General features: G+C 52.1%; 17 protein-coding genes and 2 pseudogenes. 7 read left to right on the forward strand and 12 right to left on the reverse strand.

Going from position 1 to position 21251, the window contains the following annotated elements; all coding sequences use genetic code 11:
- Positions 1-43: 43 nt before the first annotated feature.
- The 7 genes from ssb to HOY33_RS14445 all read right to left on the reverse strand — a co-directional run bounded on the left by ssb (position 44) and on the right by HOY33_RS14445 (position 5551).
- Positions 44-946, reverse strand: a complete 903-nt coding sequence (gene ssb, locus HOY33_RS20500) for a single-stranded DNA-binding protein (RefSeq protein ID WP_191091674.1) — start codon at positions 944-946, stop codon at positions 44-46.
- On the reverse strand, positions 939-1760 hold the full coding sequence (locus tag HOY33_RS14420; protein ID WP_150437325.1) for a PFL_4669 family integrating conjugative element protein: 822 nt from the start codon (positions 1758-1760) through the stop codon (positions 939-941). Before HOY33_RS14420 ends, ssb begins: the two co-directional genes overlap by 8 nt.
- 288 nt (positions 1761-2048) lie before the next feature.
- Positions 2049-2258: a TraR/DksA family transcriptional regulator gene (locus tag HOY33_RS14425; protein ID WP_150437326.1), complete on the reverse strand. Its 210-nt coding sequence runs from the start codon at positions 2256-2258 to the stop codon at positions 2049-2051.
- Entirely contained in the window at positions 2248-2832 is a 585-nt protein-coding gene (locus tag HOY33_RS14430) for a DUF2857 domain-containing protein (RefSeq protein WP_150437327.1), read from the reverse strand. Before HOY33_RS14430 ends, HOY33_RS14425 begins: the two co-directional genes overlap by 11 nt.
- Positions 2829-4274 carry a ParB family protein gene (locus tag HOY33_RS14435; protein WP_172290881.1) on the reverse strand — a complete coding sequence of 482 codons (1446 nt, stop codon included), beginning with the start codon at positions 4272-4274 and terminating at the stop codon, positions 2829-2831. Before HOY33_RS14435 ends, HOY33_RS14430 begins: the two co-directional genes overlap by 4 nt.
- Positions 4275-4298: 24 nt before the next feature.
- Positions 4299-4484 carry an AlpA family transcriptional regulator gene (locus HOY33_RS14440; RefSeq protein WP_150437329.1) on the reverse strand — a complete coding sequence of 62 codons (186 nt, stop codon included), beginning with the start codon at positions 4482-4484 and terminating at the stop codon, positions 4299-4301.
- 131 nt (positions 4485-4615) lie between these two features.
- Positions 4616-5551, reverse strand: coding sequence for a hypothetical protein (locus tag HOY33_RS14445; protein ID WP_172290882.1), 936 nt, complete (start codon positions 5549-5551; stop codon positions 4616-4618).
- Positions 5552-6239: 688 nt separating this feature from the next.
- On the opposite strand from HOY33_RS14445, the gene HOY33_RS14450 reads away from it, so the two are divergent.
- Complete coding sequence (locus HOY33_RS14450) at positions 6240-7040, forward strand: MipA/OmpV family protein (protein WP_150437331.1); 801 nt, start codon at positions 6240-6242, stop codon at positions 7038-7040.
- Between the two features lie 129 nt (positions 7041-7169).
- Here HOY33_RS14450 and lepA read toward each other — a convergent pair whose 3' ends face one another.
- The 3 genes from lepA to HOY33_RS14465 all read right to left on the reverse strand — a co-directional run bounded on the left by lepA (position 7170) and on the right by HOY33_RS14465 (position 11336).
- Positions 7170-8969, reverse strand: coding sequence for a translation elongation factor 4 (gene lepA / locus HOY33_RS14455; RefSeq protein ID WP_172290883.1), 1800 nt, complete (start codon positions 8967-8969; stop codon positions 7170-7172).
- A gap of 188 nt (positions 8970-9157) precedes the next feature.
- Complete coding sequence (locus tag HOY33_RS14460; RefSeq protein ID WP_150437333.1) at positions 9158-10255, reverse strand: metal-dependent hydrolase; 1098 nt, start codon at positions 10253-10255, stop codon at positions 9158-9160.
- Between the two features lie 130 nt (positions 10256-10385).
- Positions 10386-11336: a Gfo/Idh/MocA family protein gene (locus HOY33_RS14465; RefSeq protein WP_253906973.1), complete on the reverse strand. Its 951-nt coding sequence runs from the start codon at positions 11334-11336 to the stop codon at positions 10386-10388.
- Positions 11337-11676: 340 nt separating this feature from the next.
- Here HOY33_RS14465 and HOY33_RS14470 point away from each other — a divergent pair, with 340 nt between their 5' ends.
- From HOY33_RS14470 to HOY33_RS14490, 5 genes are all read left to right on the forward strand, one after another.
- A complete protein-coding gene (locus HOY33_RS14470; RefSeq protein ID WP_150437335.1) occupies positions 11677-12678 on the forward strand; it encodes an alpha/beta fold hydrolase in 1002 nt (333 codons plus the stop codon).
- Positions 12679-13032: 354 nt separating this feature from the next.
- Entirely contained in the window at positions 13033-14274 is a 1242-nt protein-coding gene (locus HOY33_RS14475) for an MFS transporter (protein ID WP_150437336.1), read from the forward strand.
- A 15-nt stretch (positions 14275-14289) separates the two neighbouring features.
- Positions 14290-15366, forward strand: coding sequence for a sugar phosphate isomerase/epimerase (locus HOY33_RS14480; RefSeq protein ID WP_150437337.1), 1077 nt, complete (start codon positions 14290-14292; stop codon positions 15364-15366).
- Entirely contained in the window at positions 15359-16510 is a 1152-nt protein-coding gene (locus HOY33_RS14485) for a Gfo/Idh/MocA family protein (RefSeq protein ID WP_172290885.1), read from the forward strand. The genes HOY33_RS14480 and HOY33_RS14485 overlap by 8 nt, the downstream gene beginning before the upstream one ends.
- A 106-nt stretch (positions 16511-16616) precedes the next feature.
- Positions 16617-17597: a LacI family DNA-binding transcriptional regulator gene (locus HOY33_RS14490; RefSeq protein WP_150437339.1), complete on the forward strand. Its 981-nt coding sequence runs from the start codon at positions 16617-16619 to the stop codon at positions 17595-17597.
- A 526-nt stretch (positions 17598-18123) separates the two neighbouring features.
- Here the strand turns inward: HOY33_RS14490 and HOY33_RS14495 are convergent.
- Positions 18124-19138: pseudogene (locus HOY33_RS14495) on the reverse strand (IS110 family transposase).
- A 571-nt stretch (positions 19139-19709) separates the two neighbouring features.
- Positions 19710-20012, reverse strand: a pseudogene (locus HOY33_RS14500) (winged helix-turn-helix transcriptional regulator); the annotation flags it as partial.
- 102 nt (positions 20013-20114) lie between these two features.
- Between HOY33_RS14500 and HOY33_RS14505 the strand changes: the two are divergent.
- Entirely contained in the window at positions 20115-21236 is a 1122-nt protein-coding gene (locus HOY33_RS14505; RefSeq protein ID WP_150437341.1) for an NADH:flavin oxidoreductase, read from the forward strand.
- Positions 21237-21251 lie beyond the last annotated feature (15 nt).

A 21251-nucleotide genomic window follows, 5' to 3' on the forward strand; every position in this document is an offset into this window, starting at 1 on the left:
GGTAAAAAAAGAATGACGCCCGTCAGGGCGTCACCAGAGCGAGTTACTCGTTATTTTCCGTTTCAGGAGAGGATCCCGGTTCTTTGTCTGTATCAGGTTTACTGCTCAGCATGTGCAGCGTGCCGTTAATATCGATAACCACCTCGGTGGACAGCCGCTCCGCGCCCAGGTTGTCCTGCCATTTTCTGACTTGTAACCGTCCTTCCAGATACACCTGCGTTCCTTTTTTCAGGTGTTTTGCCGCGATTTCCGCCAGTTTGTTGTACACTACAATCCGGTGCCATTGGGTGCGTTCTTTGGTTTCCCCGGTTTCCTTGTCTTTCCAGATATCCCCGGTGGCGATCGAAAAAACGGTGACTGGCTGCTTATCCGCTGTATAACGCACCTCCGGATCCTGTCCCAGAAAACCGATCAGGCAGACTTTATTCAATCCACGTTGGGCCATATTGATTATCCTCGTATTGATATGTTGCAGGGGAGGCTGACGCCGATAGCGCGGCTGAACGGGCGTCAGCCATTTTGAGGGAGCATTCACGGATCTGGCACAGCAGAAGGTGGTTATCGACATCTGCATGTTGAAGAGGATCCGAGCCTGTTCGATCGCCAGCAGCGCGTCCCTGATTTGCGGCGGTTGTGAGGCGTCCTGTAGCAGCGCGCGCCATGCCGGTGTGCCGGAGCGATTGTTCTGCTGATTGCGCCAGCGCAGAAAATTTGCACCAGAGCGGGCTGGCCCACGGCATAACAGCAAGGGTAAGTTTCGTAACGGCCAGCGCCAGGCACGGTGAATGATCCGCGTCTGTAGCTGGTGCAGGGTCGCCGCCGCGTCTGCCGCAGATTGCGCTGATAATTGCGGCTCCCTTACCCTTAAAAGGCCTTTTAGACAGCTTTCGTAAGCAAACCAGTCCTCGCGGGTCAGCGCCTGGTATATGGAGGCTGGATCAGTCATCGTCGTCTCCGGGCTCTGTCGCAGTAACCGTCGATACGTCAAGGTCTGGCCCATCGGCGGAAGGTTCATCTGGCGCAGAGGCCGGAATATCAGCCACAGGTTCAGGTCTATCCTCTGAGGCAAACCGGAGCGGTGGCGCATAGGCCGAGCGTCGGGAGCCCTTAAAGATATCGTCCGGCACGGGACCGGCTAATTCTTCCGCCGCCTGTGCGCGGGCATTGCCGTCACGGATATCCTGCCGGGTAACGGGAATACGCCGGTATTTCTGGGCCAGCACAAAAATACTGCGGATCAGGTTGCCGCCGCGCTGACGAATGTCGTTGAGCTCCACGCGGTTAATCAGCGCCATGTGATTCGCCAGCATCAGGTTGCGCATCAGCTTGTCGAAATCGGTCAGCAGATAGACGGCAATAAACCCTAACTGGGAAGCGGCAAACACCGGGAACCGCGCAGGCTGGATACTGAGGCAGCTTTCAACGGTCATCATTTCCGGGATCTGGGCGAATACGGCGTCCATACTGCCGATTAATGCGTTCATTTCCTCCCGAGCGGACAGTAACCGTTCTTCCAGCCTCAGCATCCAGATATCGGCATAGGGGTTGTCGGTGATGGCATCCAGGCGGAGGATATTCATGATATTAAGGAAACGCGGCATCCCGATGATGCCGTGGACATCTTCTTCCGGGTTTGCCTGGCGCCCCTGCCACAGCTGGGTCGCCAAATGGGTGTGCAGTTCAATGGTGATGGCGCTGCGTAACGGGCCGCTGGTGAGACGGTAATTATCCCGGCTGCTTTGCTGTTCGTTTTCGTTCATGAGAGGCTCCTGCAAATGAAGGAGCGGACAGGGTGTTACAGTTTATTCTAGGGTGATATTGCAAAACCAATTATAAAAATGAAGGAAATGGGCTGGCTGGTTTGATAGGCTATAATTTTGACTTTCTTATTATTGATAGGAAACGGTCTAAAAATATTCTGCCAGAATATTTTTAGACCGTTTCCGTTTGAAAGTGAGATATTAATCGGTAAAAACTATGTCTATCGATTGCACTGATAAGAAAAACACGCAGAGAAAGAAACTCCCCGCCTTTGGGTCGTCTTATTCTTAGCGCAGCTGGCGCTCAAGCTTTGCCTGGCAATCAATACACGTTGTTACGCCGGGCAATGTCCCACGCCGTTTGTCTGGAATGCGTTCACCGCATAGCCGGCAGTAAGACAATGATGGCGTTGCAGCAGGTCTGAAACGGTTTTTTTCGATAAGCTTTTCCAACTGCTGCTCATTGAGTTCCTGATCGCGATCGATTTCATCTGGCATGTGATTTCCTCCTGTCCGATGCTTCTTTTTCGCAAAGCGTGATGCGGTTCCAGACCACGGTGAGCGACGGGCCCTCATCTTGTGATGAGAGTTCTTCGGTAACTTGCATCATGATGTCCAGCGCGTTGAGCGAGTCGATGTTTTCCGGGCGTCGTTTTTGCCAACGAACCCAGATTTCAGCATCGGTATCTTCATCCGGGATTTGCGTCCGGCCCTGAGAAATAGATATACCTAGCAACCGGCGTCGGGCGCTGATTTCATTAGACGACAGGCCAAAATACTGGTTCAGAAGCTCAATTGAACCGCCCAGACAGATGGCCCGGTTAATCTGTTGTTGCAGGAGTACCTCCTGACGGGACTGAGCCAGGATCTGGCGTAGAACTTCGTGTTGGATCGTGACATTCATAAACTGCGCGGACGCCCGGCTGACAATGAACAGCTCGTCTAGGGATAACTGATTGATGGCGTTCATTTCGTCGTAAGTGAAACCCAGCGCTTCGCAGTAGCGAATGTTGCCTTCTTTCAGCGCATGCAGTACGTCAGTCAATACCGCGTAGTTCAGTGACGGGATCATGATGATGCCTCCTCCCGTTGTTTCTCATGCAGGCGGCGCAGCAGACGGATCAACTGGAAAATATTTATGACCACATCGTCGCCAAATCCGGCTGACGTCATCGCGGAGCCCAGTAATAAATGCTGCCACAGTGACGCGGCTCCCCCCATTTTTTGCGCCAGAAAAGACAGAAGTTGCCAGTAGGTACGAGCCTCATTCGACAACGGGCTGTCTGGCTCTGCCAAATCAAAGCCGTTTTCCTGCGAGGGTTGTATCAGATGTTCCAGACCGGCTTTTGCCGCCAGCCCCCATGCCGTTTGTTCGGCAAGCGATGGCAGATTTTCGGTAGTGTCAAAGACAGGCTCGATATCCCATCCAGCCTCCGGGCGTTCCAGGGGCGATATCTCCGCCGGATCAGTATCGGTGATATTCCCGCTTTCGCTTTCCTGTTCCTCTTTCCCTGCAGCATGGGGCTTGACAGAAGGGGCGGATCCGGGTTTTGCGTGAGAATCATAAAAAGGTTCGTCATTTTGTTCCGGTACTTCGTCCGCCGTATTTCGGGGTGTTGAGAGGACCGTTCTGACCTCTGGTTGATAACGGCGTTGCTCGTTGATCTCAGGGAGTGTTGGGGTTGGTGATCCCAATAGCGCTTGGCGTTTCTGAGCCCCGGCATCGGTGATCAATGCCACGGCATTGTAATCGATCTCCAGCGCCTGGCTGATAAGTCCCGTTAGTTCGTCCCGAATACCGTCATACGAGAAACCCGCCAGCGGGCCATTAAAGGGGATAAGAGCCATAGCGAAGACATCATTAAAGTCAGGTTTGCCAGCGACAGATTGATACTGGGTATCCCAGAATTTTGATGTGCAGGCGCGCAGCATTAACAACCTTTCAATGGTGGTTTTAGGCAGGCCGCTGTACAGCAAATCCGGAATATGAGGCAGGAGATAGTTAATCGTCGCTGTCATTCTGCTGTATACCGACTGGTGGATTGCATAGCCGGCCTGATCAAGTTTCTGGAGTAATTCTGTTTGGGACATCGCGCCATAGAGCGACAGGCAAATATCAGCCGCTTTTTGTACGGCCAGGGATTTTTCAATAAATGTCAGCGAACCGCGCAGATCATTCTCGACCAGATGACCGAGCAGACAGTGTAAATTACCGCGCTCTACAGGACCGGACAGCCATTTGTGGAACAGGCAGGTGATATCCCAGAATACTTTATCCTGCGTCTCCAGCCAGAGTTCATTCAGAATAGACAGTCGGGTATTCCCGCCATTGAATACAATATAATGGCTTTCGCCTGGTCGTTGGGTGATTTTCGGAGGATGGTCGAGCCCGCGGTTTTTAATTGATGTCTTGATTTCCTCATAATAGGGATTCCGGATAATTCTGGGATCGAGTTCAAAGGCCCTGAGTTGGTCCAGTTTCACGGATAAAAGGGTACCTTGATTATCTTTCATCATCCTTTTCCTCTGAAAAAATGATTAACGGTTGGCTAATTTAATATTGATCCATTCATCAATTTCAGATTCGAGCCAGGCTACGCTGGCCGGACCTATTTTGACCGAATGAGGAAAGTTGCCGCTTTTCATATACAGATATATTTGCGAGCGTTTTAAACCGGTTTTTTCTTCAACCTGCTTTAGTCGTAATAGCTGATGTGATGTCATAGTATCCTCCTGTGGCAGAAATGGGTTATGTCCGGAAATGACACGACAACACAAACAGGAGCAGGGATAAAGTTAATGAACCCGTATTAAGGATTGGAAAACCCTTAATACGGGGTTCAGTCAAATAATGCTTATCTTGATGATGTTGATACCCCAAGGAAAGATGGTGAGCCACGCTCAAGAGCAGTTTTTAGTGTCTCGCCGCTTAGACGATCCGTTATACCGTCGGCTAATGCCCATTGTTCAAAGATGGACAGCAGCTTGTAAGGCTGGTTAACCAATGGACTGATGGCCTCATTATGCTTGCAGGAGAGCCAGAACAAGCGCGATAGCGGGGTGGATATCCGTGTTGTAGAAGTTGATATAGTTTTATTTTTCGCCAGTATCTGGATTAATTTTTCAAGCTCAGTATGGCGGAGAACGAAACAGGCATCTAGAGGTAGGGCGTGGAGCGGAAAGTGTTCTTTTCGACAATATTTATTTATGTTGTGAAAGATAATGCGATCGTGAATTTGGGGGGCGATGTTTTTAGGTAGTAGTTTTATTTGTTTTTTCATCCTTTCTTGCCATGTGATTTCTTCAAATACCTGAAATATTTCTCCTGAAATGATAGTGGAAAAACCGTAGTTTATTGTGTTTTTCTCTGTCATCGGCGATGGAATACTCAACGATTGAGCTAGTAAATGTTGTATTAAAATATATTCGTATCCTATTAATGGTGTGTCAAGGATTTTGTTTTTAGAAAGAAAGTACTCTCCCTCAGTGTCGATAATTAAATCTCTTTTATTAATGAAGCAATCTTTTTCAAGCAAGCAAAGTCTATGGGTAAGTTTGTTTTCTGCTTTTTTTAATTTTACTTTGTTATTTAAGGTTTTTACTTTTCTTAACCTAACAGGAGACTGAAAATAAATGGAGAGGTGTATTTTCCCACATAAGGCATCTCGATAAATATCTCTTTTTTTTATTTTTATATTCGTCGATAGAGTAGCTATTTTGACTGCTTCTCTTATTGTAACCCAGTCAGGTATTCTACTCATTGAATAAAATGGTTTGTCGTGTTTTTTCATAATGCTTCTCCTTCTATATTACGAGGCTAACTGTTTTGATAGTCATCAATTCCCTGTTGTTTAATGATGTTAGAATGTATTTTTTTCTAGAAAAATAATTAAACTGAGTGAAAAATTGTCTTGTTGACGGTAGTTTTCTTTAATTGGATAACAGCTGATTCGTTGGAATATCAACATGGTAATGTATTATACGTTCACGTTATCAGTGAGTATTTTCTAACGAGGATTTAGGAGTTTAATTTCATATATAATAATTGGTTATGTTGATTTTTTGCATTTTTTCCTGTTAGAGCTTCCCTCTCGATTGCTGCGTATTGACAACAATGAAACGAAACAGTATCGTTTCGTTATTGTTGATCTATCTCATACTGTATGTAAATAACAATGTGACGATCTGTACGAAGGTGCGTTACCGGTGAATTGATTTCATCCTGTCTGAGGCGCTTTGGCTAGGCGGAATATGCCCTCCCGTAACGGAGCGATCTGATGTATTTTTTGTGCTAAATATCATGATGTTAGGTTGATCTTAAGTGCGTGGTGCAGCCTGTTGAGTGTTCGCTCGAACGGGTTCACAAAGAGGGGGCGGGTCACTACAGCACGAATGATGGATGTGTTTTTCTGGCTCCAGGGACGATTCAAGATTGACGGCCCTTGAGCTTCCTCACTTACGTTAAAAAAGGACTATGCAATGAAGCACCCCACCGATTCTTTCAGATTGACCAGCTGTTCCGTATCGGCGGCATTGGCGATGTTTACCGTTTCGCTGTCCTGGGCGCCGATGGCGGCTGCGCAAACTGCCAAGCCCGACGGAGATGGATCTTCAACATGGGCATTAGGCGCGGGCGTTGCCGTTGTTCAGAAGCCTTATCGCGATATTGATACTGATGTTGTTCCCTTACCGCTATTTTCGTACGAAAACAGATGGATTAGCGCTTCTGTTCCAAAGCTGGACTTAAAACTCCTTTCCAATGAATCCGTTACCCTGAGCCTGAGGGCCAGATACGCCGGGGACGGCTATGATGCGGACGACTCCCCGTTCCTTGCCGGCATGGATGATCGCAAGGGCAGTATATGGGCAGGGGGGGCAATGATGTGGAAGACGGGCATCGTCGATCTTTCGGCGGAAGTTCTCGGCGACGTTTCCGGCAATAGCAAGGGCTCTCGTGCAAAATTGCAGGCGGAGCGGCGTTTTTCCTCCGGCGCTTTTGGCATAACGCCGAGGTTGGGCGTTGCGTGGGTGGATAGCAAATTCGTTGATTACTATTATGGCGTGAGGCGTTCAGAAGCGCGTCCAAACCGCGGTTTTTATGAGGGGGAGTCTGCCACCAATGTTGAGGCGGGGGTGCGCATGGATTACACTCTGGCGCGGCGTCACACCTTGTTTCTTGATGCGAGCGCCACCCGGTTCGGCAGCGCCATCAAAGATAGCCCGTTAGTCGACAGTTCAAGCCAAACGATGGTGAGCGTCGGTTATCTCTATCGTTTTTAATCAAACTTGATTTATCGCTCATGGCGGGCCGTCGCCGTGAGTCTCTTCCTGAGAGCGGTTGACAAATACGCCCTGTCTATACAGGGCGATCTGTGTGCTTCGGCCGCCGTATCCGGCGGCGATGGATAATCAGCCGTCAATCGCCAAAATCGCCATAAACGCCTCGCGTGGGATTTCCCGTTTTGAAAACCCGATGTTGTGTTTCTTATTTTCGCGTTGCTTGCGAATGAGCCGTTTTTTCTGCGAGAGGCTGCCCTGAAATCCTTGTGCCAGCGCGCTTTTGCGCAACGGTGGGATATCTTCCCGCGCGATGAAGCGGTTTTCCACTTTTGCTTGCACCGGCACCGGATACAGCTTGCGCGGGATGACGTACTTCAGCGTTTTCACGATTTCGGACGCCCGCGCCCAGGCTTTTTGTCGGGCGATGATAAAAGAAAAGGCGTCCACCAGTTGGTTATCGAGATAAATATCGCAACGCACCAGATCGGCGCGGCGATAGCCTGAGAGTTCGTAATCCAGCGTGGCGTAGCCCTGGGTGAGGGATTTGAGCGTATCAAAAAAGCCGAAAACCATCTCATTAAGCGGGATCGCCCAGGTCAGACGCACGGCGCCGCCGTCCAGATAGCGCATATCCACAAACTCGCCGCGCCGGGAGGCGCAGAATTCCATCATGGCGCCCACATAGGTATCCGGGGTATGAATGGTGCTGACGACATAAGGCTCTTCGACGTAATTCAGCACGTCTTCGCCCGGAAAATGAGCCGGATTATCGACGCTCAGGCATTGGCCGTTATGTAACCAGACGCGATATTCAACGCTTGGCGCGGTGGCAATCACCGAGATGCCGTATTCCCGCTTCAGGCGCTCGCGGACGATATCCATGTGCAGCATCCCCAGAAAACCACAGCGGAAGCCCGCGCCCAGCGAGGCGGAGACTTCCGGTTCAATGTGCAGCGCCGCATCATTAAGAGACAGTTTATCCATGGCGTTGCGCAATCCTTTCAGATCGTCATCCGCATCGGGATAAAGCCCGGAAAACACCATCGGTTTCATCTCCTGATAGCGGGAAACCGCTTCGGTTGCGGGATTCGCCGCCAGCGTCAGGGTATCGCCGACGCGGATCGCGCCCGCATCTTTAATTCCGGCGGCGATATAGCCCACTTCTCCGGTATCCAGTTTTTCACACGGCTGGCGTGCGGGTAGGAAAGCCCCGGTTTCAGTGACCTCAAAGCGAAAACCGGATGACATGAAACAGAGAGCATCGCCGGTGTTGATGCTGCCGTCCACGATACGCACATGCATGATGGCGCCGTGATAAGGATCGTAATGGGAGTCAAACACCAACGCCCGGAGCGAGGTGTGCGATTCGCCGAGCGGGGAGGGGAAATGCCGAGCGACGAACGCAAGCACGGCGGCCACACCTTCCCCGGTTTTTGCCGATACCGGCAACACCGTGCTGATATCCAGGCCGGGAATGTCGGCCAGTTGCTGCATCACGCCGGCGATATCGGCTTGCGGACTATCAATTTTGTTCAGGACCGGCAGTAGGGTCAGGCCATGTCGTCGAGCCAGATTGAGATTGGCGATGGTCTGAGCCTGAACGCCTTGCGCGGCGTCAACCAGCAGTATCGCGCCTTCGCAGGCGGCCAGGCTGCGCGAAACTTCCGCGGAAAAATCGACGTGTCCCGGCGTATCCACTAGATTGAATTGATACTGGCGGCCCTCATCGCTCTGATAGCGCATACGCACCGTTTGCAGTTTGATGGTGATGCCGCGTTCACGCTCAATATCCATGGAGTCGAGCAGCAGTTCCCGCATGTCCCGCCGGGCCACGGTAGAGGTGAGTTCAATAAAACGATCGGCCAGCGTGGATTTACCGTGGTCGATATGGGCGATAATGCAAAAATTGCGAATGGAGGAAAATGACATGGGAATGGCCTTTTACATCACTGTTCCGCTTATCAACCAGCACGGTTAATCAAGCGAACAAAAAAATCCCACTGAAGATTGACTCAGTGAACGCATAATCAAAACGATGTAAAAGTAGATAGCCGGGGCGGATGATAACGCATTTCACTTTTGCCGCGCAAGCGCGCGGCAAAAGTGAACGCCGACGGTTATGACGATGCCGGCTTGCCGACCGGCATGGCGAGATCGCAGGTGTGCGCCGCGGATGTCTCTGCATAGGGCGCCGACCAGGCGGACAGCGGCAAAGGCGGTTGCTGATGAAAAATACGTTTCATCATCAGCTTCAATTCCGTCAGGCTGGGCATGCCGCTTGACCAGGCGGAGGGAACCACGGTGACCCACTTCCCATCGGCGGCGCATTCGGCCATTTTGAAACGAAAGGTGTACTGCCCGGCAATCCCCATTCGTAAGTCGCTGACGACCAACGCGTTACCGATGATGTCGTAACGCAGCCAGTCATTGGTAAACCAGCGCAGCCTGTCGTGCAGCGGTACGCCGTTTACGATGTGCGCGATATCGGGATGAAGCGGAAGACGAATCCATTCTGGTGGTCTATCGTCAAACCAACTGCTTACGGATTCGTAGTAGTGGCCGTCCGGGGTTTTGGCGATGACGCGCCATATCAGAGCATTGAACGGCATGGACACGGCGCGTAATTCCGTCACCGCGATCCCCTGATTGCGCATGGCATGGGAAACCCGCTGTTCAGCCAGCATGCGTCCGCCCATCCCAAAAGCAAGGTAGGCGGTACTGAGCGCCAGCGCGACGGATAATATACGGATACTGCGGGTATTAAGTCCTTTTCGCGCGGCGAAAACCACGGCAGCCAGCAACGGTAGGGTGTAGGCGGGGTCAATGATGAAAACCGCCGACCAGCTTTCAGGCACGGCGGGAAACGGCCAGAAGAGCCGGGTGCCGTAGACGGTAAACGCATCCAGCAGCGGGTGGGTGATAAGGACCAGCCATAAGGTGAAAAACAGACGTCCACGGCGATAGGGCGCATCGGGCCAACGCCGCCGAATCAGCCAGGTCAGCAATCCCGCCAGTCCGGTCAGCACAAAAAGGGAATGCGTAAAACCGCGGTGATAGGTCATCGCCGACACCGGATCGGCATAAGGGATGAGTACATCCAGATCCGGCAGGGTTGCAAGCGCGGCTCCGTAGAACAGGGCGCGCCGTCCCTGCGTCCGCCCCAGCAGACTGCCTTGTATTGCGCCTCCCAACAGAGCCTGTGTGACGGAATCCATGGTGATGATCCTTGCTTTTATCCAGTGGTTATTGTCCGGCGATACGCGCCGAATGAACATGGGCGGCATAGCCTATTGCCCGTCGTTTCGCCGTCGGGCTGACGGCGCCCGCCGCGCGTTCATTCTTTCATCATGGCGTCATTCTGGATGACTCAAGGATACGCACAGCTTGCATACTGATATCAAGCATAGTGTTTGCCGCCGCCGTGTCGTTGTCATTGATGATTTCATTGAATTTTTTAAATTCATAAAAGTGCCGGTGTTTTCCCTGATTAAAGTCCAGCTCTTCTGATGCGCCGTCATTCCGGTTTATTGTGAATTTTGTCATGCTATTGAGCGGCGTTCTAATAACGATATTTCCGGTTGTGCCCTGAATGGTATTGATTATCGGGGCTTTGCAATCCTTTGCGCCAATGCTTGATACTTTGAAACCCGGATAATCAAGAGAAAGTATCCCGCTGGTATCCACGCCCTTCTCTATATTCGCCGAGTAGCTGAATGTCTTCGGCGAACCGAAAAGTCCAATGATGGCGTGGATATTATAGATGTTGAGATCCATCAAGGCGCCGCCATATTTTTCCTTGTCGAACGCAGGGTGGATAATTCCTTTTTTGAAGTCGTCATAACGGGACGAATACTGGCTATAATTAAGTTGAACGATTTTTATATCGCCAATGTCGTTGATTTTATTTTTGAGGTCGGCATAGGCCGGGAGATAGTGAATATTCATGGCCTCAAGAATGATTAAGTTATTGTTCTTCGCCAGTTCATACAAGGAGTAAAGCTCGGCAAGGTGCGGAACAATGGGTTTTTCGATAATAATGTGCTTGCCTTTTTCGAGGGCTTTTTTGGCGAATGTATAATGTAAATGATTGGGCAATGCTATATACACGGCATCGCAGTCGCTTGCCAGCAATAAATCGTAATCGGTAAATACGTTGCGAATACCGTATGTTTGGCTCAATGCCTCGCCCTTGCTCTGGGAGTGTTCTGTGGCAAGAATGGCATCCAGAGTCAGGTCGAGTTCTTTGAGGACGGGTAAAAGCTCCTTGACAATCATACCAGTACCAACAATTGACATTTTCATATGTTCTTCGTGTTACCTCTCGATATGGCCGTTTTGCCGTTGTCTTCTTTTTACCCGAAGTTCGGCGTGGAGTAAATTTCAATGACGCCCGGCTTGCGACCGGACACTTTCGCCTATAGCCAAAAATAACCGGCCCAGCGCCGTCAATGTTCTCGCTTGCGGGCACCGAAGAACCATCGATGGATATGGCCGACATGATTTAAAATATATTGTTTCCAATGTTGATGCTTTTTAGTTGTTTATCAATCCAGCGGATTTAACTAAGCTTTTCTGTCGATCTTCAAACTACTGTCCCCGTGCATCCGGCCGGATAACACCTGCAAGGTAAAACGTTATGCGTCATATCATCAAAATAGTCAGCGTTATGTTATTAATGGCTTCCGCCTGTTCTGTCCATGCCGCCGATGTGGTAACGGCGCTTGGCCGGGATTTTACTTTTCCGAACAAAATTGAAGGATTACCGCAAAAATTGTCGGATTTCAAGGGATTACAGATAAACACATTTACCACCAGTGACGGCGTCAAGCTGAGCTACTGGGAAGCGGGAGCAGGCGATCCCCTGATTTTTATTCCCGGCTGGTCGGGGAACGGGGCGGAGTATGTCAATATTATGTCTCTGCTCAGTAAGCAATATCACGTTTATGTGCTTGACCCACGGAATCAGGGGTTGTCGCAAAATGTGGAGTACGGCAACCGATTGTCGCGTTACGGCGCCGATCTTAAAGAGTTTACCGACCATATCGGCGCAAAATCCGTGAACCTTTGCGGCTGGTCGATGGGGGCGTCGGTCATCTGGTCGTATATCGATCTTTTCGGAACAAAAAATATCAACAAGCTGATTTTTATTGACGAACCGATTTCTATCTACACCCATTCGGACTGGTCGGAAAAAGAGCGTCTGGAAGCCGGCGGAATGACGACCTCGCCGGAACGCATGATTGCGGCATTTACCCAGGGCGCGGCGACCAATAATCAGATTGTGGATATGGCCGCAATGGAACGTTACGCGGCGATGGACTCGAAATATTTTCAAAATTCAGAGGCGCTTGCGCGTGAATTCATAAAAAACGATCCCAAATTTCTCTCGCTGGTGCTTTTTGACCATGCAACAAACGACTGGCGTGACGTGATCCGCCATAAAATTAATGTGCCGACCGCTATTTTCACTGGCGATTACAGCCATAACGTTCCCAGTCAGCAATGGATGCATTCCGTTATTCCGGGATCGGAATTGTTTGTCTACACGAAAGAACAACAAGGGGATCACTTCCTGGCGTTCAAAAATCCGCTGCGTTTTACCCAGGATGTCGTGACTTTCCTTAATAAATCGAAGTGAAACGCGCTTACGATGCCGGCGCAACGGAATTGCGCCGGCCGTAAGCGCCCCGGCGGCCGGTTCCAGGCGCTGGACAGCAGCCGGAGCGCGTTCTATTGGGACCGCCGCCGGCGTTTATCCAAAATCCTGATTTCTCCGGCCGACGCGTTCCTTCCAACCAGACGACGCCTTTATCCCTTATAACCCTTTTCCGTGATGCCCATAGAGGCGACGCGTTGTCGCCTTGCCTACCGCCAGGTTTTATCGTGACTGCTATCCCAAATTTGAACAGGGATGGTGTAACCTTAAAAGTAATCGATTACATTTTAGTTGTGTTTTTTTGTAATCGATTACTTTTACCTGGTGAGGCTGAAAATGATGTCAACAACGGGAAGTAGTGAAAGGGCGGGCGCGCAGCATCGGTTTATTGTGCCGCGGTTATCGCTGATGATGTTTCTGCAATTTTTTATATGGGGAAGCTGGTCGGTAACGTTGGGGCTGGTGATGACGCAGCACAATATGTCATTGCTGATTGGCGACGCGTTTTCCGCCGGACCGATAGCCTCTATCCTGTCGCCGTTTGTGCTGGGAATGCTGGTTGACCGCTTCTTCCCGTCGCAAAAAGTGATGGCGGTCATGCATGTGGCCGGCGCGGCCATTCTGTGGTTCGTGCCGCAGGCGCTGATCAGCGAAAACGGCACGCTGCTGATCGCGTTGTTGTTCGGCTATACGCTTTGTTATATGCCGACGCTGGCATTAACCAACAACATCGCCTTTCACAGCCTGAAGGATATTGATAAAACCTTTCCTGTGGTGCGGGTATTCGGCACTATCGGCTGGATCGTCGCCGGCATTTTTATCGGCGTGACCGGTATTTCCTCAACGGTGCATATTTTCTCATTGGCGGCGATATGTTCTATGGTGCTGGCGGTTTATAGCCTGACGTTGCCGCATACGCCGGCGCCGGCCAAAGGCTTGCCCGTGGCGTTGCGCGATCTGCTCTGTGCCGATGCGTTTGCCTTACTGAAAAACCGGCATTTCTTTATCTTCGCGCTGTGCGCCACGCTGATTTCCATTCCTCTCGGTACATACTACGCCTATACAGCCTCTTATCTTGCCGATGCGGGGGTGCAAGACGTCAGTACCGCCATGTCTTTCGGCCAGATGTCTGAAATTTTCTTCATGCTGGTGATCCCGCTGTTGTTCAGACGGCTGGGGGTGAAATACATGCTGTTTATCGGGATGTTCGCCTGGTTTGTTCGCTACGCGTTCTTTGCGCTGGGAGTGAGTGAAGAAGGCCGCTGGCTGCTGTATATCGGTATTCTGTTGCATGGCGTCTGTTATGACTTCTTCTTCGTCGTCGGTTTTATCTACACCGAGCGTGTGGCCGGGGACAAAGTCAAGGGGCAGGCGCAGAGCATGATCGTCATGTTTACCTACGGGATTGGGATGTTGCTGGGGTCGCAGATTTCCGGCGCGTTGTACAACGCATTGGTGGCCGGTCAGACGGTGCCGCAGGCATGGGTGACGTTCTGGTGGATCCCGGCGGTTGCCGCAGCGGTTATCGCGCTTATTTTCCTCTTTTCGTTCAAATATGACGAGAAAGAGAGGGTTTGAGTATTCGGAGGTGAAATGAAAACCATTAAGGGGCCGGGGATTTTCCTGGCGCAGTTCATCGGGGAGCAATCCCCGTTTAATACCCTCGAGGGGCTGGCGGCATGGGTCTCTTCTCTGGGATATAAGGCGCTCCAGATCCCTTGTAATCATAAAACGATTTTCGATCTGGAACTGGCCGCCGCCAGCCAGACCTACTGCGATGAGGTTAACGGCAAACTGGCGCAGCATGGCCTGGTCATCAGCGAGCTGTCCACGCATCTGGAAGGGCAACTGATGGCGGTGCATCCGGCCTATAACGATGCGTTTGACGGTTTTGCGCCCGACGCGGTGCGGGGGGATAGCGCCGCCCGCCAGGCCTGGGCGGCCGGCATGCTGAAACGGGCCGCCCAGGCCTCGGAACATTTGGGGCTGCGGGCGCATGCCACCTTTTCCGGCTCTCTCGCCTGGCCGTATATTTATCCCTGGCCGCCGCATAATCAGACGTTGCTGAGCGAAGCGTTCCATGAACTGGCGCGCCGCTGGCGGCCGGTACTGGATTGTTTTGACGCGCATGGGATCGACGTTTGTTATGAAATTCATCCTTGCGAGGATTTACATGATGGCGCGACCTTCGAACGTTTTCTGGCACTGGTGGATCATCACCCGCGCTGCAATATTCTGTTCGATCCCAGCCATCTCTATCTGCAACACATGGACTATCTGGCGTTTATCGATCTCTATCACTCGCGCATCAAAGCGTTTCATGTGAAAGATGCCGAATTCACCGTCAATGGGCGAAGCGGCGCCTACGGCGGTTTTCAACGCTGGTCGGACCGCGCCGGACGCTTTCGCTCGCCCGGCGATGGCGCTATCGACTTCAAAGGCATTTTCAGCCGGCTGACGCAACATGACTACGACGGCTGGGCGGTGCTGGAATGGGAGTGCTGCCTGAAAGACGGCGAAACCGGCGCGCGCGAAGGCGGCGAATTTATTCGCCGGCACATTATACCTGTCGCCGATCGCGCGTTTGACGATTTCGCCGCGGCAGTGGAGCGTCGCGCCGACGTGCGCAGAATATTGGGTATCGCGCCGGGGGAAACGTCTCATGATTAATGTCGGCATTATCGGCACCGGTTTTATCGGGCCGGCGCATATCGAAGCGATCCGCCGTCTGGGGTTCGTCCGGGTGGTGGCGCTCTGCGACACACCGTTAGAGGTGGCGCGCGCCAAAGCGGCGCAGCTCAATGTCCCGCATGCGTATGGCGATGTGGACGCGTTACTGGCGCATCCCGGTCTGGATGCGGTGCATAACTGTACGCCGAACCACCTGCACGCGGACATTAACCGTAAGATCCTCCGGGCCGGCAAGCACGTTTTTTCCGAAAAACCGCTTTGTATGACCGCGGATGAAGCGCGAGAATTGGTTCAAATGGCACAGGAGGCCGGCGTGGTGCACGGCGTCAGTTTCGTTTATCGCCAGTTCGCCATGGTCCGTCAGGCGGCCAGCATGTTGCGTCATGGGCAGGCAGGCCGTCTTTTCTCGGCGCACGGCAGCTACTTGCAGGACTGGATGCTGCTGGAAAGTGATTACAACTGGCGCGTCGAGGCGAATATCGGCGGCGTTTCGCGCGCGGTGGCGGATATCGGCTCTCACTGGTGCGATACGGTACAGTTCGTCACCGGACGGCGCATTACCGACGTCATGGCGGATTTATCCATCGTCTGGCCGACCCGGAAAGCCGGCGTGCGGGGCGGCTCGACTTTTACCGCGCGTCAGGAGGCCGGCGGCGATGAAGACCGCCCGGTCACCACGGAGGATATGGGGTTCGTGCTATTTCGTTTTGATGACGGCAGTAAGGGGGGTTTTCATGTTTCGCAGGTCTGCGCGGGCAGAAAAAATAGCCTGAGCTTCGAGGTGAACGGCAGCGAGGCGTCGGTGGCCTGGGATCAGGAAACGCCGCAGAAACTCTGGGTGGGGCATCGCAGTCAGCCTAACCAATGGCTGTCGGACGATCCCGGTCTGATGGAGCCGGATGCGGCGGGGTGGGCGCACTTTCCCGGCGGTCATATCGAAGGATGGCCTGATGCGTTTAAGAACATGATGTTGCAGTACTATTCCGCTATTCGTAACGGTAAAACGCCGGCGCCGGATAGCCGTGGGTTCGCCACTTTCCATGACGGCGCCAACGTGATGTTCATCATTGAGGCGATCATCAAAAGCCATCGGCAGCAGCGTTGGGTCAGCGTCGCTTCCTGAACGGATTTCCCGATGCGCAAGGATGGCGTCGGGCTTTGATTCAGTCCCCCGTTAAACTGTGATAGCCTTCCCCAATAAGTGGTTAATTCCAGGATATGTCATTGTTATGTCAATTCAGAAAATCGCCAGGCTTGCCGGGGTTTCAGTGGCGACGGTTTCCCGTGTGCTGAACAATATCGATACGGTAAAACCGAAAAACCGCGAACGCGTACTTCAGGCTATCAGCGAGAGTAATTACCAACCCAACTTACTGGCGCGCCAGCTCCGAACCGCCCGGAGCTCCATGATTCTGGTGATGGTGTCGAATATCTCCAATCCCTTCTGCGCCGATGTGGTGAAAGGCATTGAAGAGGAAGCGGAAAAAAACGGCTATCGCATTTTATTGTGTAATTCCGGCACGGATATTCAGCGTTCCATATCCAGCCTGAAGCTACTCTCCGGCAAGATCGTCGACGGGATTATCACCATGGATGCGTTCTCGAAACTACCGGAATTAACCACCATGATCGATCGCATGCCCTGGGTTCAGTGCGCCGAATATGCCGACGACGGCGGCGTCTCCTGTGTCGGGATCGATGATATCGATGCCGCCGGATTTGTCATCCAGCATTTGATCACGCGCGGACGCGGCCGTATCGCATTGATTAACCACGATCTGAGTTATAAATATGCACGATTGAGGGAGCGGGGTTATAAAATGGCGCTGGAACGGCAAGGGCTAACCTACCGCGCCGTCGAATACGCCAGCGATCTCACCTTCTGCGCCGGCAAAACGGCGATGGAGAATCTATTGCGGGGCGAACGTCGTCCCGATGCCGTGTTTGCGGTTTCGGATACGCTGGCGGCGGGCGCGATGCGCGCGATTGAAGAGGCGGGACTGTCCATCCCCGATGATATGGCGATAGTGGGGTTTGACGGCACGGAACTCTCGGAGATGGTATCGCCGCAGTTAAGCACCATCGCCCAGCCATCCGCCGACATCGGCCGCAAAGCCGTGGGGCTGCTGCTGAATAAAATCAATAATCCCGATTCGCCGGCGGAGCGGGTCGTTCTGGACTGGCACTTTATTTCACGGGCCAGCGTCTGACGGCGCACCGCTTATCAGGTTACACGCGTGGCGCAGAGCATTCATATCAACGTTGCAGCAAGGGCCGCTCTGAGGTTTTTATATAATATTGTAATTATGCTCTAGGGATACCGGTGCGCATCGTGTGTAATAATTAACCATGTCACCCCGCTAGTTTTTGCTGCGGCAAGAATGCTGGTCTAGCCGAGCGAACTCCGTAGTATATTGATTACGGGATGCCCTTTTCACAGATTTTGCTTGCGTCATGGTTCACTATATGAACGCATCCCGTTTGCAAGGCTTCAATTGTGTTGACGTTGATGGTCGGTTGTAGCTCTATATCCGACCTTGGCGCAGCCGGTGCTGCGGGCCTCGATGAGATCCGCTGACTCACGCCTTATTCCCTGAATGAGCTTAAAGTTCAAAGGACCATCCAAGTTTAGTTAGTCATGGTCTTACCTGTCGTTGCTATCTCTACGGCTGCCCTCGCAACCTTTCAGTATTCATCCTTATTTTGAAAGAGTTAATGTTTATCAGCCCATACCCTTCAGAACGGCCTGATGCTGATGTGTTTTTTGTCGCAGGTCCAGTTATGTGCCGATAGGGTACATACTGTACGCGCTATCTTGTTAGCCATCCCCAGCACGGTTACGCTGGCTGGCCGTCTTTTCATCAGCTCTGTTACCCATGGATTTGGCTCTTTCGTCAGCAGCGTCGCTGCCCTTGTACCATGGATAAACAGCGTCTTCAGACAGGCATCACCGCGTTTACTGATGCCCGGGAGCCGCACCTTGCCGCCTGTACCAGTTTGATCAGGCACCAGACCGATGCAGGTCGCGTGAACGGAAGGTTCCCGCATCTATCATCATGGCGACAGCGGCGGTAGTGACCAGCGGGCCAATGCCCGGGATATCCATGAGCCGCTGACAGGCTTCATTCTGTTTCGCCCAGGCGGCAGGCAGTTTTTCAATGCTATCTATCTACATATCAAGGTCGCTGAGCCGTCGGTACTGGTCTTCAATCTGGTAAATAAGGAACGGCGGCAGATTTTCCTTCAGATGTTCATGTACCTCAGGCTTCGTCTTGTCCAGTGATAACCGGCTCTTACGCACCGTTTCGCCGAACACCGGCAGTAATCCATGCAGCACGTTGAGCTGTGCGGTGCGGAACTTCACCAACTGACGACGCATTTTCTGCAGCGACAGTGCGGCCTGCGGCTCTTCAGTTTTGACGGCGACAGCTTTAGACGGTTGCTGGATCGCCATCTAGATAGCGCGGCATCCATCACGTCATTTTTGTTGCCCATTATGAAGGGATTGACGAATTTGCCCTGTAACCTGAAGCAATCTGACCTTATGCCCTAGCTTTTCCAGCTCACGGGCCCAGTACTGATAGCCACCGGGGACCTCCATAGCAATCAGATAAGATTCACGATTGCTGACATATTCTAGCAGTGCTTCGCGCTTAATCTGTTTATCGATAACTTCACCGGTATGCTCATCAATGAAGTGGATCTGCATCAGATGTTTTGCAATATCGATGCCAACAGGGGAATATTTCATCTTGCTGCTCCTCCAGTTATCGGGGAGCTTTATGCGTACCGTATTGGGCATCATGATGCCGTAAAGCTGCGAGGATCCATTCCTCATCTGCTGAACCCTTCGCCGCTCTCAAATAGTTGGGATCAGTTCATCTCACTCATTGCTACGATTTTACTGGATTAATAACGTGTCCACTATTCGTTGGCAGGATTACTGGAACGATGTCGACCGGGAGGAAAAACGGCGGATATACCACTAGGGAAATGGCAATTTCAGCATCGATGGAGAACAGATCAAGCTGGGTGAAAGGATGTTTAAATAGCGCTATCTCATGAATTAAGTCACTAGCCAATGGCTGGCGCAGGCTCTTACAGTCAGAGCTGTACATTTCGAAAATTCCGCTTAAGGGAAACCGGAGCGGGCTTTCTGCTAATCGGCGTCATTACCCTCAGCTATCCAATCCCACCAGTTACGCTTCTTCGACACATACTTCTCTTCAAACCTAAACCTTTGACACCATATTCGGCGTCATTTCCTCCATATCGAATGCTTGCCGCGCGGCTTCGACCGCGGGCAGATAGCTTCGGGTTCATGCGCACAGTGCCTCGATGGGGTCTTTAAGCGTTCGGCCCAGCGGGGTGATTTCGTATTCAACGGCAATGGGTGAAGCAGTGATCACCCAGCGAACAACAATACCATTGCGTTGTAGCCGCCTGAGGCTTTGCGCCAATGACTTTTGGGTGATGACTTTCAGCTCGCGTTTGAGCTCATTAAAGCGCAACGGTTTTTCACATAGGGAAGCGAGGATCAGAACGGGCCATTTATCTGCAATTTGCTCGAGTAGCAGACGATGAAGGCATTGAGTGGCGGAACAGTCTTCCGGTTTTTTCAGCATAGAGGTTCCCTCAGGGAAACCAGGTGGCGTTGAGGTACCTGATTGACGAGTAATATGCATAATATACTATGAACGACGCCAACCTAACCGGAGAGTTAACCTATGACCTCATCCAAAGCCGACATCCTGTTTCAGCCTTTCCATTTGAATAATCTGGTGCTGAAGAACCGTATCGTGATGGCGCCCATGACTCGTTCATTTGCAACTGACGGCGTGCCTGATGAAACAATTGCCGCCTACTACCAGCGTCGCGCCGAAGGTGATGTGGGCCTGATTCTCTCTGAAGGTACGGTGATAAACCGGCCTGCTTCACGTAATGACCCCAAAATCCCCTTTTTTTATGGTGAAAAAGCGCTGGCTGGCTGGCAGCGCGTGATCGACCATGTTCACGCCGCCGGCGGCAAGATGGGGCCGCAGCTGTGGCACACGGGGTCAGTCAGCAGTTTTCTGACTGACTGGGTACCGGATACCGAGGTGGAAAGCCCATCAGGGCTGATTGCTCCAGGTCAACCACACGGTGTGGCAATGAGCGATGAGGCTATCGCCGACACCATAGCTGCCTTCGGTCAGGCTGCGGCCGAGGCCAAACGGCTGGGCTTTGACGTGGTGGAAATCCACGGTGCACACGGCTATCTGATCGATCAGTTTTTCTGGTCGGGAACCAATCAGCGCACCGACGGCTACGGTGGCGCAACCCTGAAACAGCGTGCACGTTTTGCATCTGAGGTAATAAAGGCCATGCGCAAAGCGGTTGGCCCTGATTTCCCGCTTATTTTGCGCGTCAGCCAGTGGAAGCAACAGGACTATGCAGCGCGTCTCGCGTCAACGCCTGAAGCGATGGCAGACTGGCTGGTTCCGTTAGTTGACGCCGGTGTGAATATACTCCACTGCTCTCAGCGCCGGTTCTGGGAACCGGAGTTTCCCGATATCGACGGTGAAGGCGGGTTAAACTTTGCCGGTTGGGCGAAGAAACTGACCGGTGCAACGACCATCAGCGTTGGATCCGTTGGCCTTTCCAGCGACTTTATGGGCGCCTTTGCCGGTGAGGATGCCAAACCCGCCAGCCTCGATAACCTTATCGAGCGCTTGGAACGCAACGAGTTTGATCTGATCGCCGTGGGGCGCGCATTGCTGAGCGATCCGGACTGGGCAATCAAAATCCGTACGGGTAACCACGCAGCGCTGCAGGATTTTACCGTCGACGCGTTAAAGACGCTAATCTAGCAAACTGACAGTGCA

Origin of the sequence: Brenneria sp. hezel4-2-4 (assembly GCF_013155275.1) — a bacterium.
In the GTDB taxonomy this organism is placed as follows: Bacteria; Pseudomonadota; Gammaproteobacteria; order Enterobacterales; family Enterobacteriaceae; genus Brenneria.

Coding starts and splice junctions, on each gene's coding strand:
- HOY33_RS14450 (WP_150437331.1), top strand. CDS start 6,240: ATGAAGCACCCCACCGATTCTTTCAGATTGACCAGCTGTTCCGTATCG.
- HOY33_RS14505 (WP_150437341.1), top strand. CDS start 20,115: ATGACCTCATCCAAAGCCGACATCCTGTTTCAGCCTTTCCATTTGAAT.
- lepA (WP_172290883.1), bottom strand. CDS start 8,969: ATGTCATTTTCCTCCATTCGCAATTTTTGCATTATCGCCCATATCGAC.
- ssb (WP_191091674.1), bottom strand. CDS start 946: ATGACTGATCCAGCCTCCATATACCAGGCGCTGACCCGCGAGGACTGG.
- HOY33_RS14470 (WP_150437335.1), top strand. CDS start 11,677: ATGCGTCATATCATCAAAATAGTCAGCGTTATGTTATTAATGGCTTCC.
- HOY33_RS14420 (WP_150437325.1), bottom strand. CDS start 1,760: ATGAACGAAAACGAACAGCAAAGCAGCCGGGATAATTACCGTCTCACC.
- HOY33_RS14435 (WP_172290881.1), bottom strand. CDS start 4,274: ATGAAAGATAATCAAGGTACCCTTTTATCCGTGAAACTGGACCAACTC.
- HOY33_RS14480 (WP_150437337.1), top strand. CDS start 14,290: ATGAAAACCATTAAGGGGCCGGGGATTTTCCTGGCGCAGTTCATCGGG.
- HOY33_RS14475 (WP_150437336.1), top strand. CDS start 13,033: ATGATGTCAACAACGGGAAGTAGTGAAAGGGCGGGCGCGCAGCATCGG.
- HOY33_RS14440 (WP_150437329.1), bottom strand. CDS start 4,484: ATGACATCACATCAGCTATTACGACTAAAGCAGGTTGAAGAAAAAACC.
- HOY33_RS14490 (WP_150437339.1), top strand. CDS start 16,617: ATGTCAATTCAGAAAATCGCCAGGCTTGCCGGGGTTTCAGTGGCGACG.
- HOY33_RS14430 (WP_150437327.1), bottom strand. CDS start 2,832: ATGATCCCGTCACTGAACTACGCGGTATTGACTGACGTACTGCATGCG.
- HOY33_RS14425 (WP_150437326.1), bottom strand. CDS start 2,258: ATGCCAGATGAAATCGATCGCGATCAGGAACTCAATGAGCAGCAGTTG.
- HOY33_RS14465 (WP_253906973.1), bottom strand. CDS start 11,336: ATGTCAATTGTTGGTACTGGTATGATTGTCAAGGAGCTTTTACCCGTC.
- HOY33_RS14445 (WP_172290882.1), bottom strand. CDS start 5,551: ATGAAAAAACACGACAAACCATTTTATTCAATGAGTAGAATACCTGAC.
- HOY33_RS14485 (WP_172290885.1), top strand. CDS start 15,359: ATGATTAATGTCGGCATTATCGGCACCGGTTTTATCGGGCCGGCGCAT.
- HOY33_RS14460 (WP_150437333.1), bottom strand. CDS start 10,255: ATGGATTCCGTCACACAGGCTCTGTTGGGAGGCGCAATACAAGGCAGT.